The following is a 20,974-nucleotide window of genomic DNA, read 5'->3' as shown; positions in this document are numbered from 1 at the left end:
AAAGCCCAAGCCCTAGTCATGGCATCATTTTGTGATTAACTAGGCATAAGCGATTGAAGGAGAGAGCCGGTGGATGAAGCCCAAGGCCGCGTGACGAAAGACGGGATCCGCATCTATAATACCACGGATGATTTTGACGGCATCCGCGCCGCCTGTGCGGTGACCTCGCAGATCCTCGACGAGGTGGCCCAGCATGTCCGCCCCGGCATCACCACGATGGATCTGGAAACCTTCATCCGCAAGCGCGTCGAGGAACTCGGCACCACTTCGGCAACGATCGGTTATCGCGGCTACCAGCATGCCTCCTGCATCTCGGTCAATCACGTCGTCTGCCACGGCATCCCGGGTGACAAGGTGATCAAGGATGGCGACATCCTCAATATTGACATCACCGTCATCAAGGATGGCTGGTATGGTGACAGCTCGCGCATGTATGTGGCGGGCAATCTCTCGCGCAAATCCGAACGCCTGATCCAGGTCACCTATGACGCGCTCATGATCGGCATCGAACAGGTGAAGCCGGGCAATACGTTCGGCGATATCGGCCATGCGATCCAGAAATATGTCGAGGCCAACCGTATGAGCGTGGTGCGAGATTTCTGCGGCCATGGCGTAGGCCGCGTCTTCCATGCGCCGCCGAATGTGCTGCATTATGGCCGCGCGGGCTCGGGGGCCGTGCTCGAGGAAGGCATGATTTTCACCATCGAGCCGATGGTCAATCTGGGCCGTCCCGATACCAAGGTGCTGGCCGATGACTGGACCGCCGTCACCCGCGATAAATCGCTCTCGGCACAGTTCGAACATTGCGTGGGTGTCACGGCGGATGGCTGCGAGATCTTCACGCTCAGCGCAACCAACCGCTTCCACCCGACCTGGGGATAAGGCAGCAGGAAGGTCGCGCCCGCGCGCGGCCTGACCGATTTCTTCGGGGCCTCGATGGCCCCGAGGAAATCGACCCCGCCCTCAGATCTCTTCCACCATCGACACGCCGCGCAGGGACCTGATCGCCCCCTTGATCTGCGGGTTCACCGGGAAATCCCGCCCCGTGGCCAGCTCGTAGCGGCAATTCTTCTCGGCATCGAACACCGTGAAACTGATCGGTCCGCGCGAGCGCACCTTGCCCTCCTCTTCGAGCCGCGTCAGCAGCGAGGCAATCGAAGGCACGGCCTCGGGGGTTTCCACATGGATCATCAGCCCCGTGCCACCGGCATCGGCCACCATCGTATCGACGGGGCTGGCAGAGCCCGCCACCATACGCACCGACTCGCCATCCACCTCGACCTTGACGTTGAGCACCAGAAGACGCCCCGTCTCGAGCACCGGACGGCAGGCCTCCAGCGCCTCGGACCAGAAGGCCACCTCATAGGGCCCAGATGCATCCGAGAGCGCCACAAAGGCAAAGCGGTTACCCTTGGCCGATTTCTTCTCGCGCACGGAGGCGACTTCCCCCGCGATCTTCGCCGCAAAGGGCCCGCCTACCGCCTTGGCATGGATCTCGTCGAGGGTCATCACCTTCTTGCGCTTGAGCGCGGGCATATAGTCTTCCAGCGGATGGCCCGAGAGATAGAAGCCGATGGCCTTATGCTCCTCGGCCAGTTTCTCGCCCGGCAACCAGTCATCGGTATCGGCCATACGCGGCGGCGGCAGATCATCGCCCGCATCGCCAAAGAGCGACACCTGTGCCGAGTTCTTCGCCTCGATCACCGCCCCCGACCATGCCACAAGGCTGTCGAGCGACTGGAACACCCGCTTGCGGTTGGGGTCCAGCTGGTCAAAGGCTCCCGCCCGCGCCAGCATCTCCAGCGGCCGCTTGCCAACCCGCTTCAGATCAACGCGGCGCGCGAAATCGAAGAGGTCACGGAAGGGCTTGTCCTTCCCCTCCACCTGCCGTGCCTGCACGATCAGTTCCATCGCCTCGACGCCCACATTCTTCAGCGCGCCCAATGCGTAAACCAGCTTCTGGTCCACCACATCAAAGGTCGAGAGCGAGCGGTTGACGCAAGGCGGCACGATCTCCGCGCCCAAGCCCTTCTTGACCTCCTGTGCATAGATCGCAAGTTTCTCGGTCAGATGGATATCGCAATTCATCACCCCGCCCATGAACTCGACAGGATGATTGGCCTTCAGCCAAGCGGTGTAATAGCTGACCACCGCATAAGCGGCGGCGTGGGATTTGTTGAAGCCGTAATTGGCGAATTTCTCCAGAAGGTCGAACACCTCCGAGGCCTTTTTCTTATCGACCCCGTTTTTCGCCGCCCCCGATTCAAATTTCGGGCGCTCGGCATCCATCGCCTCCTTGATCTTCTTACCCATCGCGCGGCGCAGAAGGTCGGCGCCGCCCAGCGTATAGCCCGCCATCTCCTGCGCGATCTGCATCACCTGTTCCTGATAAACGATAATGCCCTGCGTCTCGGCCAAGATATGGTCAATGGTCTTATGCACCGACTCCAATGGCTTGCGCCCGTGTTTCACATCGCAATAGGTCGGGATATTCTCCATCGGACCCGGACGATAGAGCGCGACAAGCGCCACGATATCCTCGATACAGGTGGGCTTCATCTGCCGGAGCGCCGATTTCATGCCCTCGGATTCCACCTGGAACACCGCGACCGTATGCGCCGCCGAGTAAAGATCATAGGTCTTCTGGTCATCCAGAGGCACAAGGTTGATCTGGTTTTCCCCGCCCGGCGCCGGCTCGTAAAGCGTATTGCCATGCGCATCCACATGGAGCGGCCTGCCCGATTTGAAGATCAGGTTCATCGCCGATTGCACGACGGTCAGCGTCTTCAGACCCAAGAAGTCGAACTTCACGAGCCCGGCGCTCTCGACCCATTTCATATTGAACTGGGTCGCGGGCATATCCGAGCGCGGATCCTGATAGAGCGGCACGAGCCGGTCCAGCGGACGGTCCCCGATCACCACACCCGCCGCGTGGGTCGAGGCATTGCGCAAGAGCCCTTCGACCTGCTGGGCATATTTCAGAAGGCGGGCGACCACCTCTTCGTTCTTTGCGGCCTCGCGCAGACGCGGCTCGTCGGCCAGCGCCTTCTCGATCGAGACAGGTTTCACCCCCTCGACGGGGATCATCTTCGACAGGCGGTCCACCTGCCCGAAGGACATCTGCAACACACGCCCCACATCGCGCACGGCGGCTTTCGAGAGCAGCGCACCGAAGGTGATGATCTGCCCCACCTTCTCGCGCCCGTATTTCTGCTGCACATATTTGATCGTCTCCTCGCGACGATCCATGCAGAAATCGATATCGAAGTCGGGCATCGAAACCCGCTCGGGATTCAGGAACCGCTCGAACAGGAGCGAGTAGCGCAAAGGATCAAGGTCGGTGATGGTCAGCGCATAGGCCACAAGCGAGCCCGCCCCCGAACCCCGCCCCGGACCGATCGGAATATCATGGGCCTTCGACCATTTGATGAAATCGGCCACGATCAGGAAATAGCCCGGAAAGCCCATCTGCTCGATGATCCCGAGCTCGAATTTCAGCCGTTCCTCGTATTCCTCCACAGGCGCCGCCGCCTCGATCACCTCCAGACGCTTGCGCAGACCCTCCCAGGACTGCTTGCGCAATTCCTCGATCTCGTCATCGGCGAATTTCGGCAAGATCGGATCGATTTTCGAAGCGCCATAGGCGCAGCGCCGGGCGATCTCGACCGTATTCTCCACGGCCTCGGGCAGGTCCGCGAACAGCGCGACCATCTCGGCTTCGGATTTAAAATAATGGGCAGGCGTCAGGCGCCTGCGCGGATCGGCCTGATCCACATAGGCCCCCTCGCCGATGCAGATCAGCGCATCATGCGCCTCATACATCTCGGGCTTGGGGAAAAAGACATCATTGGTGGCCACCAGTGGCAGCCCCATCTCGTAGGCCATCTCGACAAAGCCGCGCTCGGTCAGCCGCTCGGCCTCCATGGTGCGCCCGTCCTCGCCCGGGTGGCGCTGCAGCTCCACATAGAACCGTCCCGCATAGATGCGCGCCAGCTCTTCCATCAGCGCCCGCGCCCGTTCGGGCTGACCGGCTTGGAGGAATTTGCCCACCGGCCCCTCGGCCCCACCGCTCAGACAGATAATGCCCTCTGCATGCCGTTCCAGCTGTTCGGTGGTGACCTGCACCAGATCCCCATGTTTGCCGACATAAAGACAGGTCGACAGCTCCATCAGGTTTTCGTAGCCCTTCTCGTTCTGCGCAAGGAGCACCAGCGGTGCCGGCAACCGGATCTTCTCGCCCGGACGCGCCGGATCATAGGCCAGCGAGACCTGACAGCCCAAGATAGGCTGCAACCCTGCCCCCTTGGCCGTGACCGAAAACTCCAGTGCGGAAAACATCGCATTGGTATCGGTGACAGCGACTGCGGGCATATTGGCCGCATCGCACATCTTGATCAGCTTCTTCACGGGCACGGCGCCCTCGAGAAGCGAATATTCGGTATGGACGCGGAGATGGATGAATCGAGGCTCTGTCATCCCTCCAATCTATGCGGCCCGCGCGGCTGCGAAAAGGCCGATCACGCGGAAGGCCGGTCAAATTTCACCCGCCCCACCCACCAAGGCGAATTTCCAATTGACCACTCTTCAGGCAATGCGCACAATTTGAAGGCATTCCGCCCGCCATTCTGGCGCAAACCGTCAGTTCAGCCTTGCACCCGCCCCACAGGCCACGCTTTTCTGAGCACAGGTTCACGCATCCCAGAACCGCGCCCCCGTTCTACGCCACATCGGGCGGGGCCGCACTTCACAGCTGTACCGTGGCGAAAGTCTTCTCATGGATATCACGTTTCTTCTCAACGGAGAAACCCGCCAGGTCGCAATCAGCGACCCGACGCAATCGGTGCTGGACTGGTTACGCGCGGAAGGGCTGACCGGAACAAAAGAAGGCTGTAACGAAGGCGATTGCGGTGCCTGCACGGTGATCGTGACCGATGCCGATCGCTCCAGACCCCTCAATGCCTGCCTCCTGATGATGCCGCAACTCCATGGCCGCGCTCTGCGCACGGTCGAAGGCATCACCGGTCCCCAAGGCCAATGCCATCCCGTGCAGGACGCCATGATCACCCATCACGGCAGCCAGTGCGGCTTCTGCACCCCGGGCTTCATCGCCTCTCTCGCCTGCGCGCACCAGAACAACCAGCACGACCATGATGATCTTCTGGCCGGCAATCTCTGCCGTTGCACGGGCTATGCCCCGATTCTGCGCGCAGCCCAGGCGGCCGCCAACGCGCCTGCACCCGACTGGATGGACACCCCCTTCCAGCGTCCTGAAATATCCTCGGAGGGTGAATGGACCGAAGGTCCAGAGGGAGGCAGACAGCCTCCCTTCCTCCCCCGCTCCACAAAAGAACTGGCAGATTGGTATCTCGCCCACCCGCAGGCCACGCTGATCGGCGGTGCCACCGATGTCGGGCTCTGGGTCACCAAAAAGCTGCAGGATCTGCCGCTTGTGGCCTTCCTCGGCCAATGCGCGGACCTCGCCCTAATTAAGGAAACCGACACCCATTTCACCATCGGCGCTGCAACCACCATCGCGGCCCTCCGTCACGCGGTCGCGCCGCATCTGCCAAGCCTCGCCGAACTTCTGCGCCGCTTCGCCTCCGAGCAGGTGCGGCAGGCCGCGACCCTGGGCGGCAATATCGCCAATGGCTCGCCCATCGGCGACACGCCCCCCGCGCTCATCGCGCTTGGCGCCACGCTCACCCTGCGCCAGGGCGACACGCGCCGCGAGCTACCCCTCGAGGACTTCTTCCTCGATTACGGCAAACAGGACCGCCAACAGGGCGAGTTTGTCGAAAGCATCTCCTTCCCCAAATCCGCGTCCCATTTCCGTGCCTATAAGCTGTCGAAGCGCTTCGATCAGGACATCTCCGCCGTTTGCGCGGCCTTCAACCTGACGCTCGACGGAAATACCATCGCGTCGGCCCGCGTGGCATTCGGCGGAATGGCCGGAACCCCCAAACGCGCCAGCGGTTTCGAGGCGCTCCTTACCGGCAAGCCGCTCTCTGACGAGACCTTCCGCGCGGCCCTGCCCGCGCTCGGCCTCGACTTCCAGCCGCTCTCCGATATGCGCGCCTCTGCCCGCTACCGCCTGAAAGCCGCCGAGGGGCTGGCCCTGCGCTATCTCGCGGATCTCACCGGCCAGCACCTCTCCATTCTGGAGGTGCAACCATGAGCGTCGCCAAACCCCTGCCTCATGATTCCGCCCGCCTGCATGTGACCGGACAGGCGCGCTATCTCGATGACCTGCCCGAACCCAGAGGCTGCCTGCATCTGGCCTTCGGCCTCTCCACCGAGGCCAGCGCCGAAATCACCGGGATCGACCTCACGGATGTCCATGCCTCCGAAGGTGTGACCGCCGTGCTCACCGCCGCCGATATCCCGGGCGAAAACGATGCCTCCACCGACAGAGGCTGGCATGAACCCCTTCTGGCCGAAGGCGAGGTGCAGTACATCGGCCAGCCCGTTTTCATCGTGGCCGCCACCTCGCACCGTCTGGCCCGCATCGCCGCCCGCCGCGCCCGCATCACCTATGCCCCCCGCGCGCCGGTCCTGACCATCGATCAGGCCATCGCCCGCGAAAGCTGGTATGAGGGCGGCCCGATCATCTGGGAAAATGCCGACCCGACCGAAGCCTTGGCGCAGGCGGCTTTCACCGCCCATGGGAGCATCGAAATCGGCGGTCAGGAGCATTTCTATCTCGAAGGTCAGGCCGCAATGGCCGAGCCGCAGGATCAGGGTATGATCGTGCGGGTTTCCAGCCAGCATCCGACCGAGGTGCAGCATAAGGTGGCCGAGGCTCTGGGCCTGCATATGCATGATGTGCGTATCGAGATGCGGCGCATGGGCGGCGGCTTTGGCGGCAAGGAAAGCCAGAGCAACCAGCCCGCCATCGCCTGCGCCGTGGCCGCCCACCTCACGGGCCGCGCCTGCAAGATGCGCTATGACCGCGATGACGATATGACGATCACCGGCAAGCGCCATGATTTCCGCGTGGACTACCATATCGGCGCGGATGCCGATGGCCGGATCACCGGTGCGGTCTTGCGCCAATACGCCCGCTGCGGCTGGTCGATGGATCTGTCGCTGCCGGTCTGCGACCGCGCCATGCTGCATGCCGATGCCGCCTATCATATCCCCGCTTTGCGCGTCGAAAGCCTACGCCTGCGCACCAATACGCAATCGAACACCGCCTATCGCGGCTTTGGCGGACCTCAGGGTATTCTGGGCACCGAAGCCGCGATCGAGCATCTGGCGCAGGTGATGGGGCTCGACCCGCTGGAGTTACGGCGGCGCAATTTCTATCCCGAGATGGGCGAGGCTCCTGCCCCCACCCATTACGGCCAGCCGGTCGAGGACAGCATCCTGCAAGCGCTGACCGAAGACCTCACCACCCGCGCCGGTTTTGCCGCCCGCCAAGGGGCGGTGGCCGAGTGGAACGCCGCCAATCCGGTGCTGAAAAAGGGCATCGCGCTGGCGCCGGTGAAATTCGGGATTTCCTTCACGCTCAGCCATCTCAATCAGGCGGGCGCGCTGGTGCATATCTATCAGGATGGCACGGTGCGGCTCAATCATGGCGGCACCGAGATGGGTCAGGGCCTGCATATCAAGGTCTGTCAGGTGGCGGCGAGCATCTTCGGCCTGCCTTTGGGACAGATCCGCATCTCGGCCACCGATACCGACAAGGTGCCCAATACCTCGGCCACGGCGGCCAGTTCGGGCGCCGATCTCAATGGCATGGCCGTCAAGGCCGCCTGCGAGACACTCCGCGACCGGATCGCCACCTTCCTCGCCGCCCGTGAGGACTGCGCCGCGCAGGATGTTACCTTCGCGGATGGGTTCGTGGCCGCAGGCGCCTATCGCGGCACCTTCACCGAAACCGTTCTGGCCGCCTATCAGGCGCGGATCAGCCTGTCTTCCACCGGCTATTACGCCACCCCCGAAATCTCGTGGGACCGGACCACGGGCACCGGACGCCCCTTCTACTACTTCGCTTATGGCGCGGCCATCGCCGAGGTGGTGATCGACCGCCATACCGGCGAGAACCGCATCCTGCGCGCCGATATCCTGCATGATGCAGGCGCCTCGCTGAACCCTGCGATCGATAAGGGTCAGGTCGAGGGGGGCTTTGTGCAGGGCGCGGGCTGGCTCACGACCGAGGAACTGGTCTGGGATGACAAGGGCGCGCTGCGCACCCATGCGCCCTCGACCTACAAGATCCCCGCCTGCTCGGACCGGCCGCGGATCTTCAACGTGGATCTCTGGGACCAGCCCAACCGCAAGGACACGATCTACCGTTCCAAAGCCGTGGGCGAGCCGCCCTTCATGCATGGCAATGCCGTCTTCTTCGCGCTGCAGAATGCGGTGGCGGCCTGTGGCCCGCACTGGCCCGCGCTGCGCGCACCGGCCACGCCCGAGGCGATCCTCGATGCGATCGCGCGCGCCGAAGGCACCGGAGAGGACGCATGAGCTTCGATCCGACGCGCCTACGCGAGGCCGCCACGCGCGGGCCTTTCACCCGCGTGCTGGTGGTAGGTGTGAAGGGCTCGACCCCGCGCGAGACAGGCGCCGAGATGCTGGTCTTTGCAAGCCATATCGAGGGCACGATCGGCGGCGGCGCGCTGGAATATGCGGCCATCAAGGCAGCCCGCGCAGGCCGGACAGGCCGCCACTCCATCCCGCTTGGCCCTGCGATGAACCAATGCTGTGGCGGCGCGGTAACCCTGGCCTATGAAGCGATAACCGCGCAGGATCTGGACCGCAGCTTCGGTCCGCTCCATGCCCGCCGCCTCGACGGGCCTGCCGAGATGCCGCTCTCAGTCCATCGTGCGCTGTCCCGCCACCGCGACCGCGGGCAGGTGCCGCAGCTTCTGGTCGATGGCTGGCTGGTGGAGCCAGTGGCGCCCCCCGCCCTGCCCGTATGGATCTGGGGCGCGGGCCATGTGGGGCGCGCGATTGCCGCCACCCTCGCGCCCTTCCCCGATTATGCGATCCATCTGGCCGATACCGATGCCACGCGCTTCCCTGCGACCCTGCCGCAGGGTGTCACACCCCTGATCGCCGAGAACCCCGCCGATCTGGTGCCGCTCGCGCCCTGTCATGCGCATCATTATGTGTTGACCTATTCGCATGCGCTGGATCTGGATCTGTGCCACCGGCTGCTGACCCATGGCTTCGGCCATCTGGGGCTGATCGGATCAGAGACCAAATGGGCGCGGTTCAGGGGCCGGTTGCGGGATCTGGGCCATAGCGCAGAGAAAATCGGGCAAATACAATGCCCCATCGGCGATCCTTCCTTGGGCAAACATCCGCAGGCCATTGCGATCGGGGTCGCTGCCGGAGTATTGAGACAAGAAACGACCATCCGGTCAAAACCCGACAGTCAGGACGCGAGAGAAGCATGAGCGATCCCCTATTGAAACTTGAGGGCCTGACCAAGGCCTATCCGGGCGTGATCGCCAATAGCAATGTCGGCTTCGAGATCGGTCAGGGCGAGATCCATGCGCTCTTGGGCGAGAATGGCGCGGGCAAATCGACGCTGGTGAAGATGATCTACGGGCTGGTGAAGCCCGATGAGGGCACCATGACCCTGCGCGGCATGCCCTATGCGCCGCCCGAACCCCGCGCCGCACGCGCGAGCGGAGTGGCGATGGTGTTCCAGCATTTCTCGCTATTCGATGCGCTGAATGTGGCCGAGAACGTGGCCTTGGGGATGGAGAACCCGCCCCCCATGCGCCAGCTTGCCCGGCGTATCCGTGAGATTTCCACCCAATACGGCCTGCCGCTGGACCCTGCCCGCCTTGTGGCCGACCTTTCGGCGGGGGAGCGGCAACGCGTGGAGATCGTGCGTTGCTTGCTGCAGGACCCGAAGCTTCTGATCATGGATGAACCCACCTCGGTGCTGACGCCGCAGGAGGTGGAGATCCTCTTCCGCACCCTGCGCCAGCTCTCGGCGGAAGGCACGGCGATCCTCTATATCAGCCACAAGCTCGAGGAGATCCGCACGCTGTGCGACCACGCGACCATCCTGCGCGGCGGCAAGGTGGTGGGCGATGCGATCCCGCGCGAGAAATCCGCCCGCGAGCTGGCCGAACTAATGGTGGGGGCCGAACTGAAGGTGACCGACCGTGAGGGGCGCACGCTTGGGGATGTGGTTCTGGAGGTGCAGGGGCTCGACCTTGCCCCCCTCTCGCAATTCGGTCCATCCCTCAAGGATGTGTCCCTGCGTCTGCGCGCGGGCGAGGTGCTGGGCATAGGCGGTGTGGCCGGAAACGGGCAAGAAGAGCTTCTGGCCACGCTGGCGGGCGAGCGCCCCTCGGCTGCGGGCAGCGTAGTGCTGGCGGGGCGTGACCTTTCGGGGCTCGGCCCCAACGAGCGCCGCGCCTTCGGCCTTCTGGCCGCGCCCGAGGAGCGGTTGGGCCATGCCGCCGTGCCCGCCATGAGCCTGACCGAGAACACCTTGCTGACCGGCACGATCCGGCGCCCCTTGGCCAAGGGAGGCATGGTCGATATGGCCGCCGCCCGCGCCTTTGCCGAGGAGATCATCAAGGCCTTCGATGTGCGCACTCCGGGGCCGCATGTGGCGGCGCGCGCACTTTCGGGGGGCAATCTCCAGAAATTCGTGGTGGGCCGCGAGGTGCTGCAGGAGCCTGCGGTGCTGATCGTGAACCAACCCACCTGGGGGGTAGATGCGCTTGCTGCCGCCTCGATCCGGCAGGCACTGCTGGATGTGGCGGCCAAAGGGGGCGCGGTCATCGTGATTTCTCAGGATCTGGACGAGTTGATGGAAATTTCCGACCATTTCGCGGCGCTCAATGCAGGACGCCTGTCGGCACCGCGCCCGACCAAGGGCCTGACGATCGAAGAGATCGGCCTCATGCTGGGCGGTGCCCACGGGATGCAGGAGGCCAGCGCATGATCACGCTGATCCGCCGCCCCACCCCCTCGCGCCACTGGGCATGGTCCACGCCGATCCTTGCGGTGATTGCCACGATGATCGCCGGCGGGCTGCTGTTTGCCGCGCTTGGCACCAACCCGTTCACCGCGATCAAGGCAATCTTCTGGGACCCGATCCTCGGCCCCAATGCCGCCTATTTCCGCAGCCAGCTTCTGGTGAAGGCTGCGCCCCTGATCCTGATCGCCACGGGGCTGGCGGTAGGCTTCCGCGCAGGGATCTGGAATATCGGCGCCGAGGGCCAGTATATCATGGGCGCGCTCGCGGGCGCGTGGCTCGCGCTGCATATGTATCCCGCAGAAGCCGCATGGCTCTTTCCGGCCATGATCGTGCTGGGCGCATTGGGCGGGCTCGTATGGGGGCTGATCCCCGCGCTCCTGAAGGTCTGGTTCGGGGTGAACGAGATCCTCGTGTCGCTGATGCTGGTCTATGTGGCCGAGAACTTTCTGGCCTATATGGCCTTCGGTCCGCTGAAAAATCCCGAAGGCTTCGGCATGCCCGGCTCGCGTAACCTGCAGCAATATCCTTCGGCCTTCAACGGGGAGCTGATCGCGGGCACCGGCGCGCATTGGGGCGTGGTCGCCGCACTCATTGCGGTGATCTTCACCTATATCCTGATGCACCGCCATATCATGGGCTTTCGTATCCGCGTGGCGGGCGAGGCACCAAGGGCGGCGCGTTTTGCAGGCGTCGTGCCCGCAAAACTGATCGTTACCTGCCTGTGCCTGTCGGGCGCGCTGGCGGGGCTTGCGGGGCTCTTCGAGGTGGCGGGGCCTGCAGGCCAGATCACCGACCGGTTCAATGTGGGCTATGGTTTCACCGCGATCATCGTGGCCTTTCTGGGCCGGTTGCATCCGGTAGGCATCCTGCTGGCGGGGCTTTTGATGGCGCTGACCTATATCGGCGGTGATGTGGCCCAGCTGATGCTGCAACTGCCCCCCGCCGCAATCCAGGTGTTCCAGGGAATGCTCCTGTTCTTCCTCCTGGGGTTTGACGTGCTGACCAATTACCGCGTGAAACTGGGGAAAGCGGTATGAGCCGCAGGCTTCCCTCGCTCCACCGTCCCGTTCTGGGGGGGATGGGGGTGCTTGGCGGGCTGGCCCTTTACTATCTACTGGTCTGGTCGGCCTCAGCCATCCTCTATGTGCCGATTGCCATCGGGCTTCTGGCCGTGCTGGAGGTGACCCGCCGCCTCTCGGATCTGGCCCGCAAGCGGCTGGACGTGGCCGCGACCGAGGACGAGGCTTTCCATGCCGGTCGCGCGGCCCGTGCCCTGCGCCGCTCGCGCGCGGATCTGGTTCTTTTTGCCGTGGCTTGCCTGATCGGGCTGGCCATCGCCTATCTTCTCTGGGGGCCTATCCCCGACCCCACAAGCCTTTACGGAGACGCCCAATGATCGGTGGTATCGATATCGTCACGCTGATTGCCATGCTGATGACCGCCTCGACGCCCGTTCTGCTGGCGGCCACGGGCGAGCTGGTGGTCGAACGCTCGGGCGTGCTCAATCTCGGGGTCGAGGGAATGATGGTCATGGGCGCGATCGGCGGCTTTGCCGCGGCCGTGGCCACCGGCAGCCCCGTCCTGGGCTTTATCGCAGCCGCCCTCTCGGGAGTGGTGCTGGCGCTTCTGTTCGGGCTTCTGACTCAGGTCTTTCTGTCCAATCAGGTGGCCACGGGACTGGCGCTCACGCTTTTCGGGCTGGGGCTCTCGGCGCTTCTGGGCAAGCCCTTCGAGGGTGTGCGCCCGCCGCCGACCACCAAGCTCGATTTCGGCCCGCTCTCCGATATTCCGGTGCTCGGGCGTATTCTCTTCTCGCATGACTGGGTGGTCTATCTCTCGCTGATCCTGTGCGCGGCCACATGGGCCTTCCTGAAATTCGCCCGTGGCGGGCTGATCCTGAAAGCCGTGGGCGAGAACCATGACGCGGCTCACGGGCTCGGCTACCGCGTGGTGGCCGTGCGCTTCATGGCGCTGGCCTATGGGGGGGCACTGGCAGGGATTGGCGGCGCCTATCTCAGCCTCGTGCGTGTGCCGCAATGGACCGAGGGCATGACCGCAGGCGCGGGCTGGATCGCGCTGGCAATCGTCGTCTTTGCCTCGTGGCGGCCCGAACGCGCGCTGATCGGAGCCTATCTCTTTGGCGGGATCACCGCGCTGCAATTGCAGCTACAGGCCGCGGGCTATGCGATCCCCGTCCACCTGCTGTCGATGGCGCCCTATCTGGTGACCATCCTCGCTCTCGTCCTTCTTTCCGCGATGCATCGCAACGGCGCTCAGGCCGGACCGGGCAGCCTCGGAAAATCCTTCCATGCCTCCCGCTAAGGGGCTAACTTCGGGCACATCAAGATGCCCATCATCCAAGGGGAACCCTCCATGAAACGCAGAACCTTCCTTGCCTCCTCGGCCGCTATGGCCGGCATCGCAGCCAGTGGCGCGCCCGCTTTTGCACAGGCCGACCCGCTGAAAGTCGGCTTCATCTATGTCGGTCCGGTAGGCGATATGGGCTGGTCCTACCAGCATGATCAGGGCCGTCAGGCGCTAGAAGCCGAATTTGGCGACAAGATCCAGACCAAATTCATCGAATCCGTGCCCGAAGGCCCCGATGCCGAGCGTTCGCTGACCTCGCTGGCGCTGGAAGGCCACGAGCTGATCTTCGCGACCTCCTTCGGCTATATGGATGCGGTCCAGAACGTCGCCAAGAAATTCCCTAATGTGAAATTCGAGCACGCGACCGGTTATAAGCGCGCCGAGAATGTGGGCACCTATGACGCGCGCTTCTATCAGGGCCGCGCCGTTCAGGGCACCATCGCGGGCCGCATGACCAAGTCGAACAAGATCGGCTATATCGGCTCCTTCCCGATCCCCGAATGTATTCAGGGCATCAACGCGGCCTATATCCACGCCAAGAAGGTCAATCCCGATGTCGAGATGTCGGTGGTCTGGATCAACAGCTGGTTCGATCCGGCGAAAGAGGCCGATGCCGCAGGCGCGCTGATCGCAAGCGGTGTGGATGTGGTCATGCAGCATACCGATTCCACCGCGCCGCAAGCCAAGGCTCAGGAAGCGGGCAATGTGATCACCTTCGGTCAAGCCTCGGATATGTCGAATTTCGCGCCCAAGCCGCGCGTGACCTCCACGATCGACAACTGGGCGCCCTATTACAAGAAGCGCGTGCAGGCGGTTCTGGATGGCACATGGGAATCGGATGCGACCTGGGGGGGCATCGATACCGGCATGGTCGAGATCGGCGAGATCACCGATGCCGTGCCCGCCGAAGTGAAGGAAGAGGCCGAGGCGCTGATCGAGTCGATGCGCACGGGCGAGTATCATCCCTTCACCGGTCCGCTCAAAAAACAGGATGGATCGGACTGGCTGGCCGACGGCGAAGTGGCCGATGACGGCACGCTGGCGGGAATGAACTTCTATGTTGACGGCATCACCGCAGAGATGCCAAGCTAACAATAACCCATTGATTTAAAAAGGGGCGCGAATTATCGCGCCCCTTTTTCGTGCAAAAATCCGCCGATCCGGAAGCGCCATTCCGGCACATCAGGAACATTTATCATTCTCTCGGTGTTATCCGCCTGAAAAGACAGCCCCAGCCAAAGTATCTAGCCATTGGAGCGCTGTCACCTTGGAGGAATGATGAAGAGTACACTTCGTAGCACCACCGCATTGATTGCGGCTCTTGCCACCGTCACCCCCGGCCTGACCATGGCCCAGACCGCCCCTCTGGCGGCAGGACAGGCGCAGGCAGAAGGCCAGACAGGGGCCGAAGGCAAATCGGACCCCGATCATGGCCGCGTGTCGACCGGCGCGGAAGAGAAGCCCCGCGGTCAGGCCCGCCAGAACAGCTGTATCGAGACCCAGAGCCAGAATGGTGTCTCCGCCAAGGCGGCCGCCGATCTGTGCGAGGGCATGACCGCAAGCGCCCCCGGCTCGGAGGCCGAGAAGCGCAGCGAGGATGCCATCCAGAAACAGGCCCGCCAAAAGGCCGAGGACAGCACCGAAGAGGCGCGTAAAGCCATGGGTGGCGGCAATGCCAAAGCCGCCGCACAGGATGATGCGGCAAATGATACGGCACAGGCCAAGCCGGCTGCCAAAGGCACAGCCAAGGCCGAGGTGACCACGGCGCCCGGTAAGGATGCCGAAGCGAAATCCGGTGTCCAGAAGCAGGCCCAGACGGATGAGGACACGAAGCCCCGAGCGCAGGAAGCCGCAACCGGCGAGACGCCCTCCGAGGGCGGCAAGGTCGATGCGCTGAAACGAAAGCTGGAAGGCAAGACGACGGATGGTGCCGATAAGGCACAGGACAATCAGGCGCAGGCAAAAGAACCGTCAGCGACCAAAGCCGCATCCGACGCTCAATCTGCTGATGCCGGGGCCGCCGATAAAGGGGCTGCCGATGCAGGGCCCTCTGATGCGACACCCGCGCAGGCCCGAGCAGACGCGGACGCGAAAGCCGACATGCCCGCAGAGGAGAAATCCGCGGATCGCGACATGGCGCCCCCTTCCCCGCAGCAAAGTGCCGAAGAGGAAGCGCCTAACAAGGCCAATGGCCGGACCGATCCCGACTCACTGGCCAAAGCGCTCGCCGGGAAAGAGGACGCGCCCGATGCCGATGTGAAGCCCGAGGCCAAAGCGGATGCCGATGCCCAAGCTCAGGCCGATACGCAGGCCGCGCCCGAGCCCCGCGACCCGCAAGCGGCTGACGCCGGGACCAAAGATGCACAGCCCAAGTCAGATGACGCGGCCAAGACGGATGACGCGGCCAAGGCCAATGAGTCGCGCCGCGTCGAGGAAGCCCTTGCCGCGACCGAGGATGCCCAGAAGCGGGCCAGCGAAGGCGCTCCCGTGAAAAACGAGGCCCTCGCCGCCGAGGCGGAGATGCCGCGCGATGGCGACGCCAAAGCCGCACCTGCGGATGATCCGAAAATGACCGAAGAGGTCATCACCAAGGAGAATGCCCGTTCTTCGAACGAGGATTTCACCACGGCCGTCAACGCCAAGGCGCAGGACCGTGACCGCGATGATAAGGACGAGGGTTTGTCCGATTTCGAGAAGGTCGCGATTGCGGGTCTCGGGGCTCTGGCCGTTGGCGCGATCCTGAATAACGGCTCGGAAGTTGCGGTGAATTCCGGCGACCGTGTCGTCGTGCAGAACCCTGATGGCTCCTACGGGCTGATCAAGGATGATAACGCATTGCTGCGTCAACCGGGCGCGCGGATCAGCACGCGCAATTATGATGACGGCTCGACCCGCACGATCACCCGCCGCGAGGACGGCGCCCAGATCGTGACGGTCTATGACGCCCAGCGCCGCATCGTGCAGCGCACGCGGATCGAACCGGACGGGACACGCTATGTGCTGATCGACGATAGCCAAGGGGCGGAGCCGGTTCGGGTCTCCGACCTGCCACGCGCGAATTTCCGCGATGTCTCGAGCACGAGCGACGAGGACGCCCTGCGCGATGCGCTGGCTCGCAGCGCCGACACCGATCGTGGCTTCACCCTGTCGCAGGTTCGCCAGATTGCAGATGTGCGCGATCTTGCCCCCGCGATCTCGGTCGAGAATGTGACCTTCGAGACCGGCTCTGCCGCGATCCGGCCCGCACAGGCCGAGGAGCTGTCACAGCTGGGCGAGGCGATCAAAGCGCGCATCGACGACAATCCGCGCGAGATCTTCCTGATCGAGGGTCACACGGATGCTATTGGCAATGCCGCCTATAACCTGGCGCTCTCGGACCGCCGCGCCGAATCCATGGCCTTGGCACTGACGGAATATTTCGACATTCCGCCGGAGAACCTCGTGGTGCAGGGCTATGGCGAAGAGTATCTGAAGGTCGACACGCAAGGTGCCTCCGAGGAGAACCGCCGCGTCACAGTCCGCCGCGTGACCGACCTTTTGCGCGTGGCCTCGAACTAAGCATTTTAAAGGGCGCCCATGCGGCGCCCTTTACTTTGTGCCCCGGACCTCGGGCTTTGTCATGGCAGCGTCTTTCGGCTAGAACCACGCAGTAAGACGGCCCAAAGACAGACGGCCCGAAGTCAAACGGAGCATAAGATGCCAGCAACAGCCGAACTCGACGAAGGCGGCAAGACCTTCACCCTGACAGTTGGCGTGTGGTTCAATACCTATCCTGTCGGGGAGCTTTCCGACTGGATCGCATTCTACCGCCGGAACCGTCAGGATCATCCGAAATCATTGCAAAGCTATGACGACACGATCGCCGCGCTGGAGGCGCTGCATGGCAGACTGAACGGGGCGGATATGGACCAGAAAGGCGGCTGAAAGGCCGCCTTTTTCACAGCAATCCGGACATCAGGACGACCTGCGCACAGACTTGGCCACCGGATCATATGGCGGTTGCCCGAAGGCATTAGTCTTTGATTTCGCTGGAAGTTTGGAAGTGGTGGCGAGGGGGGGACTTGAACCCCCGACCCCACGATTATGAGTCGTGTGCTCTAACCAGCTGAGCTACCTAGCCACTGGGCGGCTATCTACGGTCTGGGCATCGGACCGTCAACCCCGATTTTGAAAAAACGTCATCTTTTTCGTTTTTCTTTCGGAGCGCCCGAAACAGGCCATCAATAGACAGTCACCGGCGTGCCCAGTTCGACGGTATCATAGAGCGCAATCACATGGTCATTGACCATCCGCAGACAACCATTCGACACCGCATGGCCGATCGAGCTGGGTTGCGTGGTGCCGTGGATCCGGATCGCCGTGTCATGCCCGTCCTGATAGAGATACATCGCCCGCGCGCCCAGCGGGTTGGTCGGACCGCCCGGCATGCCATCGGCATATTTGGCGTAATGGTCGGGCTCGCGCTTGATCATATCGGGGGTCGGCGTCCAGCTCGGCCATTTCACCTTGCGGGCAACAGTCGCCTCGCCGCGGAAGACCAGCTCGCTCTTGCCCACAGCCACCCCGTAGCGCATCGCGACGCCGGGGGCCGTGATGTGATAGAGGAAGAACTTGTCCGAGAGCACGATGATAGAGCCCACGGCCAGTTCGGGTTTCACCCGCACCTCGCGCGGATAATACTGCTCGGCAATCGGCCAGATCTTGGGTTCGGGGGCAGAGGCGGTCTCCACCTCCTGAGCGAACGACAGGGCCGGAGAGGCCAGAACAGGCAGGCTCGCCAAGCCAGAAATCACGCAACGACGCTTCATATGTAACCTCCTGTTACAGTCAGATGCAGGTCAACCGCGTACACATAAAACCCGAACAGGCGGTAAAATTCCGCATCTCTATCAAAACTTCTTACCCCTATTGGAGCGGCAATCGGGGGCCCTTGCCAAGATGCTAGCCCAGAAATTCTTCACACATCGCAAAGATGACACAGGTCAGAAGCGGCCCTCCCCCGCTCCTCTCCCGAATTTGCACGAAGACCGGTGGCATCAGACAATTTTGTTGCCTATCTGAAGACAGGACATCTGCAAGCGGGGGTATCATGACAGAGCAAAGCACAAGGTTCATCGTGGACGGGATGCATTGCGGGGCCTGCACGGGCCGTGTGGAACGCGCGCTTCTGGCGGTGCCGGGTGTATCGCAAGCCAATGCCAACCTGATGGCGCGCAATGTCACGCTGGTCTTTGACGGGCCTGCCTCTGCCGACCTGGCCGCCTCGCTCGATCAGGCGGGCTATCCCATTGCCGAGGCCGAGACCGTTCTGGCGCTCGCGCGCGAGGCAAGCCCCGAGGAGCAGACCGCCCTGCGCGAGGCTCTGCTGGCCCATCCCGCCATTCTGCAGGCCACCCCCGCCCCCCGCGAGATCCGTATCCGCTATGCCCAAGGTGCGATTGCTCCGAGCGAGATGGTGAAGCTGATCGCCCCCCTCGGGATCACCGCCACCGCCCGCAAGGACGAAAGCCCCCTGCCCGACCGCGCCGAGAAGCAGGAAGCCGAGGCCCGCAAGCTGCGCCGTGACGTGATCCTGTCGGCGGTGCTGACGCTGCCGGTCTTCGTGCTGGCGATGGGCAGCCACCTGATCCCCGGCATGCATCATCTGATCGAGGCGACGATCGGCGAGCGTGTGTCCTGGGTGATCCAGCTGGTGCTGACCACTGCCGTGCTGTTCGGCCCGGGGAAAGTGTTCCTTGATCTCGGGCTGCCCGCGCTTTTCAGGCGCTCGCCCGAGATGAACTCGCTGGTGGCGCTCGGGGCGCTGGCGGCATGGGGCTATTCGACGCTGGTCACCCTGCTGCCTTTTGTTGTCCCCGAAGCCGCGCGCGGCGTCTATTTCGAGGCCGCCGCCACCATCGTGACACTGATCCTTCTGGGCCGCTGGTTCGAGGCCCGTGCCAAAGGCCGAGCGGGCGAGGCGATCTCGCGGCTGGTGGGGCTGCGCCCCGACACCGCCCGCGTGGAGCGTGGAGATCAAATCATCGACCTCCCCGTGGCCGAACTGGCGGCGGGCGATCTGGTCCATCTGCCCCCCGGGGCGCGGGTCGCCGCAGACGGGATCGTGACGGAGGGCGAAGGCTGGATCGACGAGTCGATGCTCACAGGCGAGCCCGCCCCCGTGGCCAAGACCGAGGGCACAGCCATCACCGGCGGCACGGTCAATGGCACCGTGCCTCTGGTCTATCGCGTGACCGCCACCGGCCCCGAGACGGTTCTGGCGCGTATCATCTCGATGGTCGAGGAGGCACAGGGCGGCAAGCTGCCGGTGCAGGCGCTGGTGGACCGCGTGACGCGGGTCTTCGTGCCGGTGGTGATCGCGCTCTCGGTGCTGACCTTCCTGATCTGGCTGATCGCCGGTCAGGGCTTCACCCACGCGATGGTCGCGGGGATCTCGGTGATGATCATCGCCTGCCCCTGCGCGATGGGGCTGGCCACGCCCGTCTCCATCCTCGTGGGCACGGGGCGCGCGGCAGAGATGGGGCTTTTGTTCCGGCGTGGGGACGCTCTGCAACGGCTGGCCGAGGTGAAGACCGTCGCGTTTGACAAAACCGGCACCCTGACCGAGGGCCACCCGACCCTGACCGACCTTATTGCCGCCCAAGACAGCCTGCCCGCGACAGAAGCATTGCGGCTGGCGGCAGGGATCGAGGCGCGCTCCGAACACCCGCTGGCGCAGGCCATCGTGACAGGGGCCGAGGCGCGGGGGCTCTCGCCCGCCGCTGCCAGACGCGTGCGCAGCCAGACGGGCCGTGGTCTGACCGGCGAGGCCGATGGCCACCAGCTGGTGATCGGCAATGCGGCGGCACTGGCCGAAGCCGGCATCGCCACCGATGCGCTGCGCACCGAGGCCGAAGCCTTGGCCGCCAAGGGCAAGACTCCGATCTGGGTGGCTGTGGATGGGGAGCTGGTAGCGCTGATGGCCGTCTCCGACCCGATCAAGCCGCAGGCGGGCGAGGTCGTGCAGGCGCTCAACCGCGCCCATGTAGAGACTGCGATGATCTCGGGCGATCTGGAACGCACAGCGCAAAGCGTGGCGCAGGGGCTGGGGATCACCCGTGTGGTGGCTGGCGTGCTCCCCGATGGCAAAGTGGCCGCCATCGAGGAGATGAAAGCCAAGGGCACCACCGCTTTTGTCGGCGATGGCATCAATGACGCGCCTGCTCTGGCTGCCGCCGATATCGGCATCGCCATCGGCACCGGCACGGATGTGGCCATCGAGACCGCCGAGGTCGTGCTGATGCAGGGCGATCCGCGCGGCGTGGGGCAGGCAGTGCGGCTTTCGCGCGCCGTCATGCGCAATATCCGCCAGAACCTCTTCTGGGCCTTTGCCTATAATGTGGCGCTGATTCCTGTGGCGATGGGCGTGCTCAAACCCTTTGGCGGGCCGGGCATGTCGCCTCTGCTGGCGGCGGCAGCGATGGCGTTTTCCTCGACCTTCGTGGTGGCCAATGCGTTAAGATTGCGGGGACTGAAGCTCTGAGATCTGCCGCATAGGCAGATCCCCGCCGATCCTATGGGCGAAACATCGCCGAACCGGCATCCCCTGTCTCTGGCGGGCGGATCTGCCAGGTTTTCCCCACCGTAAACTTGTGGCTAACTGCCGCCATCGGT

The 20,974-nt window shown here is 63.7% G+C and carries 14 protein-coding genes and 1 tRNA gene; 12 read left to right on the top strand and 3 right to left on the bottom strand.

All coding sequences use genetic code 11. From position 1 onward, the window contains the following. Positions 1–69: 69 nt before the first annotated feature. Positions 70–882 (top strand): type I methionyl aminopeptidase, encoded by an 813-nt coding sequence (gene map / locus ABEB22_RS07735; RefSeq protein WP_406869994.1) that lies wholly within the window; start codon positions 70–72, stop codon positions 880–882. An 81-nt stretch (positions 883–963) separates the two neighbouring features. Here map and dnaE read toward each other — a convergent pair whose 3' ends face one another. Beyond that, positions 964–4,476 (bottom strand): DNA polymerase III subunit alpha, encoded by a 3,513-nt coding sequence (gene dnaE, locus ABEB22_RS07730; RefSeq protein WP_406869993.1) that lies wholly within the window; start codon positions 4,474–4,476, stop codon positions 964–966. Between the two features lie 298 nt (positions 4,477–4,774). On the opposite strand from dnaE, the gene xdhA reads away from it, so the two are divergent. From xdhA to ABEB22_RS07680, 10 genes are all read left to right on the top strand, one after another. Beyond that, positions 4,775–6,175, top strand: coding sequence for a xanthine dehydrogenase small subunit (xdhA, locus tag ABEB22_RS07725; RefSeq protein ID WP_350935022.1), 1,401 nt, complete (start codon positions 4,775–4,777; stop codon positions 6,173–6,175). Next, on the top strand, positions 6,172–8,469 hold the full coding sequence (gene xdhB / locus ABEB22_RS07720) for a xanthine dehydrogenase molybdopterin binding subunit (RefSeq protein WP_406869992.1): 2,298 nt from the start codon (positions 6,172–6,174) through the stop codon (positions 8,467–8,469). The genes xdhA and xdhB overlap by 4 nt, the downstream gene beginning before the upstream one ends. Then, complete coding sequence (xdhC, locus tag ABEB22_RS07715) at positions 8,466–9,404, top strand: xanthine dehydrogenase accessory protein XdhC (RefSeq protein WP_339113455.1); 939 nt, start codon at positions 8,466–8,468, stop codon at positions 9,402–9,404. The genes xdhB and xdhC overlap by 4 nt, the downstream gene beginning before the upstream one ends. After that, on the top strand, positions 9,401–10,918 hold the full coding sequence (locus ABEB22_RS07710) for an ABC transporter ATP-binding protein (protein ID WP_406869991.1): 1,518 nt from the start codon (positions 9,401–9,403) through the stop codon (positions 10,916–10,918). Before xdhC ends, ABEB22_RS07710 begins: the two co-directional genes overlap by 4 nt. Beyond that, on the top strand, positions 10,915–11,991 hold the full coding sequence (locus ABEB22_RS07705) for an ABC transporter permease (protein WP_406869990.1): 1,077 nt from the start codon (positions 10,915–10,917) through the stop codon (positions 11,989–11,991). The genes ABEB22_RS07710 and ABEB22_RS07705 overlap by 4 nt, the downstream gene beginning before the upstream one ends. Next, positions 11,988–12,350: a hypothetical protein gene (locus ABEB22_RS07700; RefSeq protein ID WP_406869989.1), complete on the top strand. Its 363-nt coding sequence runs from the start codon at positions 11,988–11,990 to the stop codon at positions 12,348–12,350. The genes ABEB22_RS07705 and ABEB22_RS07700 overlap by 4 nt, the downstream gene beginning before the upstream one ends. Beyond that, positions 12,347–13,276, top strand: coding sequence for an ABC transporter permease (locus ABEB22_RS07695; protein WP_339113459.1), 930 nt, complete (start codon positions 12,347–12,349; stop codon positions 13,274–13,276). Before ABEB22_RS07700 ends, ABEB22_RS07695 begins: the two co-directional genes overlap by 4 nt. A gap of 51 nt (positions 13,277–13,327) precedes the next feature. Beyond that, on the top strand, positions 13,328–14,413 hold the full coding sequence (locus ABEB22_RS07690) for a BMP family ABC transporter substrate-binding protein (RefSeq protein WP_339113460.1): 1,086 nt from the start codon (positions 13,328–13,330) through the stop codon (positions 14,411–14,413). A gap of 183 nt (positions 14,414–14,596) precedes the next feature. Next, entirely contained in the window at positions 14,597–16,879 is a 2,283-nt protein-coding gene (locus ABEB22_RS07685) for an OmpA family protein (RefSeq protein WP_406869988.1), read from the top strand. A gap of 138 nt (positions 16,880–17,017) precedes the next feature. Continuing rightward, positions 17,018–17,245, top strand: a complete 228-nt coding sequence (locus tag ABEB22_RS07680; RefSeq protein ID WP_406869987.1) for a hypothetical protein — start codon at positions 17,018–17,020, stop codon at positions 17,243–17,245. Between the two features lie 119 nt (positions 17,246–17,364). On the opposite strand, the gene ABEB22_RS07675 is transcribed toward ABEB22_RS07680, so the two are convergent. Together ABEB22_RS07675 and ABEB22_RS07670 are read right to left on the bottom strand one after the other, a co-directional pair. Next, positions 17,365–17,441, bottom strand: a tRNA-Met gene (locus ABEB22_RS07675). A 100-nt stretch (positions 17,442–17,541) separates the two neighbouring features. Next, positions 17,542–18,129, bottom strand: a complete 588-nt coding sequence (locus ABEB22_RS07670; RefSeq protein WP_406869986.1) for a L,D-transpeptidase — start codon at positions 18,127–18,129, stop codon at positions 17,542–17,544. Positions 18,130–18,410: 281 nt separating this feature from the next. On the opposite strand from ABEB22_RS07670, the gene ABEB22_RS07665 reads away from it, so the two are divergent. Further along, the gene (locus tag ABEB22_RS07665) at positions 18,411–20,843 is read left to right on the top strand and encodes a heavy metal translocating P-type ATPase (protein WP_406869985.1); all 2,433 of its coding nucleotides are present in this window, start codon (positions 18,411–18,413) and stop codon (positions 20,841–20,843) included. Positions 20,844–20,974 lie beyond the last annotated feature (131 nt).

The organism is Thioclava sp. 'Guangxiensis' (assembly GCF_045348365.1).
Taxonomy (GTDB): domain Bacteria; phylum Pseudomonadota; class Alphaproteobacteria; order Rhodobacterales; family Rhodobacteraceae; genus Thioclava; species Thioclava kandeliae.
The sequence above is the reverse complement of the archived record's forward strand: the minus strand, read 5'-3'. Positions and strand labels throughout refer to the sequence as shown.